Annotated in this window: 3 protein-coding genes and 1 pseudogene; 2 read left to right on the forward strand and 2 right to left on the reverse strand. The window is 63.9% G+C overall.

Going from position 1 to position 2,406, the window contains the following annotated elements:
- Together BDO18943_RS42295 and BDO18943_RS42300 are read right to left on the reverse strand one after the other, a co-directional pair.
- Positions 1-76 (reverse strand): annotated as a pseudogene (locus BDO18943_RS42295) (nucleotidyltransferase); the annotation flags it as partial.
- Positions 77-253: 177 nt separating this feature from the next.
- Entirely contained in the window at positions 254-1,096 is an 843-nt protein-coding gene (locus BDO18943_RS42300; protein ID WP_024542567.1) for a helix-turn-helix transcriptional regulator, read from the reverse strand.
- A gap of 117 nt (positions 1,097-1,213) precedes the next feature.
- Here BDO18943_RS42300 and BDO18943_RS42305 point away from each other — a divergent pair, with 117 nt between their 5' ends.
- Positions 1,214-1,747 (forward strand): carboxymuconolactone decarboxylase family protein, encoded by a 534-nt coding sequence (locus tag BDO18943_RS42305; RefSeq protein WP_013521184.1) that lies wholly within the window; start codon positions 1,214-1,216, stop codon positions 1,745-1,747.
- Between the two features lie 111 nt (positions 1,748-1,858).
- Positions 1,859-2,323 (forward strand): cytochrome P460 family protein, encoded by a 465-nt coding sequence (locus BDO18943_RS42310; protein ID WP_208458422.1) that lies wholly within the window; start codon positions 1,859-1,861, stop codon positions 2,321-2,323.
- The last annotated feature ends 83 nt before the right edge of the window (positions 2,324-2,406 follow it).

Raw genomic sequence — 2,406 nt, forward strand, 5'->3', positions numbered from 1 at the left:
GGTTCGCGGCGCGAAAGCGGCCTACCGCTTCACGCACTGCGCTTCGCTTCATGTCAAGCACAACAGACGGTCGCATGCGCATCCTTTCTTATCGAAACTCGTTGAGATGATATGCAATCAAGAATAGAATTTCAAGAACTATTTTCGAGAATCGCAATGCCTTGATTCCCGTGCCGCGCCTGTGAATTTCACCCGCTCGACGAGCGCAACACCGACGCCGCCTACGCCAAGAACCGGCGAATCGACCTCAAACTCACGAACCGCTGAGCGACGCGTCACCGCGCTGCTGCGCCAGCCAGTCGCGCGGGGCGCAGCCCATGCGCACGCGGAAGGCGCGCGCCAACGCGTTCGGGCTGCCGTAGCCGACGCGGTCGGCCACCACCGCCACCGGACGCCCCTGCTTGAGCAGGGTGCAACTGACGTTCATCCGCCAGTCGGCCAGATAGTCGCCCGGCGTGACGCCCACCGCGTCTTTGAACGCGGCGGCGAAGCGCGCGCGTGACATGCCCGCCTGCGCCGCCAGCGCCTCGAGCGACCACGCGGTCTGCGGCGCATCGTGCATGGCGGTTATGGCGCGCGCGAGTTTCGGGTCGGCCAGTCCCGCCAGCAGTCCGGTGGCGCCAAGCCGCCCATCCATCAGATAACGCAGCAACTGGATCAGTAGCAACTCGCACAAGCGGTCGATGGCGGCCTGCCGACCGCACTGGTCGCGCTCGGCTTCGGCAAACAGCAGCTCTAGCGTCGGCCCGAGGCCGGGCAAGTCCGCCAGCGGAATCAGCAGCATCGACGGCAAGGCCATGGCCAACGGATTGCCCGTCGAAGCGCCCAGATCGACCTCCGCACACAACAGCTCAGCGGTATCGCCGGGGGCGGCGACAAAACGATGCGACGCCACGCGCGGATAAAACAGCAGGCTCGGCTCGGTAACCAGCAGATCTTCATGCACGGGCGAACGCGCCGTAATCGGGCCGCGCCGCACCAGATGGATATAGCCATGCGGCGCCGCGTAATGATGCTGCTCACAGAAGGCGCCGCTGTGAAAAACGCGCGCCGAAAGCGAGTAGTGCCGGAGCAAGCCGGCCAGTCGATCCGCCATTCCACTCTCCATATAAGACGATAGGTTACGTATTTGATACTTTACGTGCCATATCGTACCAAACAAAGGGCGATCATGCCCACGTGCTCTTGCACCTCACCCACTACGGAGATAGACATGACCCAAATCGCCCCCCTGACCATCGACACCGCTGACGCCGCTACCGCTGCCACACTCAAGGCCGTCAAAGCCAAGCTCGGCGTGGTGCCGAACCTGCTCGCCACGCTGGCCCACGCGCCGGCAGCGCTCAACGGCTACCTCGGCCTGTCCGAAACGCTGGGCACCGGCCGCCTGAGTGCCACCCAGCGCGAGATCGTTGCGCTGGCTGCCGGTCAAGCCAATCGCTGCCAGTACTGCCTGAGCGCACACACCCTGATCGGCAAAGGTGCCGGACTGTCGGCAGAGGCCATCGCCGCGGCCCGCACCGGCCAGGCGGCCAACGCACTTGACGATGCAATTGCCGGCTTTGCCCGCGCGCTGGTCGAGCAACGCGGCGTGGTGTCGGCCGACGCCATGGCCAACTACCGCCGCGCGGGGCTCGACGACGGCCTGATACTGGAAGTGATCGCCAACATCGCGCTGAACACGCTCACCAACTACACCAACCACATCGCCGACACCACGGTGGATTTCCCCGTGGTCGCCGTCTGATCTCCATAGGCATATAAGGAGAACACAACGAAAATCGCACTCACCGGCGCTCTGCTCGCCAGCGCCCTCGTCCTGCCACTGGCCGTCACGGCCGGCGACTTTTCGCCCTATGTGGACAGCCAGGGCGGCATCAGCCGCCCCACAGACTTCCGCACAAACTTCGTCCACCTGGGCTCATATGCGGTGTTGGACGAAAAATCCGCCTCTCGCGGCCTGCACGATGTGTACACCGAAAAGGCCTCGGCCGAGCACTACCGCAAGACCGGCAAGTTCCCGGACGGCGCCACGCTGGTGAAAGAGATCCGCAAGCTCGAAACCAGCGCCATGACCACCGGCGACCCTGTGGTCTGGGGTTCCGATGCGGCCGTGTGGTTCGTGATGGTCAAGGACGCCAAAGGCCGTTTCGCCAGCAACCCCTTGTGGGGCGACGGCTGGGGCTGGGCGCTGTTCAAGGCCGACGCCCCCGCCAAGAATGTCGCCGTCAGCTACGCAGCCGACTGCATGGGCTGCCATGTGCCGGCGGCCAAGACCGACCGCGTATTCATCCAGGGCTATCCGACACTGACCCAGCACTGACTTGCTTGTCACTTTCAGAAGGCGACAGCACGAAATATCAAAAGTCGACCGCACGGTCTTTTCTGACGTTGGAGTCGCCTCAG

It is taken from the genome of Burkholderia aenigmatica, assembly GCF_902499175.1.
Taxonomy (GTDB): Bacteria; Pseudomonadota; Gammaproteobacteria; order Burkholderiales; family Burkholderiaceae; genus Burkholderia; species Burkholderia aenigmatica.

Coding starts and splice junctions, on each gene's coding strand:
- BDO18943_RS42300 (WP_024542567.1), bottom strand. CDS start 1,096: ATGGCGGATCGACTGGCCGGCTTGCTCCGGCACTACTCGCTTTCGGCG.
- BDO18943_RS42305 (WP_013521184.1), top strand. CDS start 1,214: ATGACCCAAATCGCCCCCCTGACCATCGACACCGCTGACGCCGCTACC.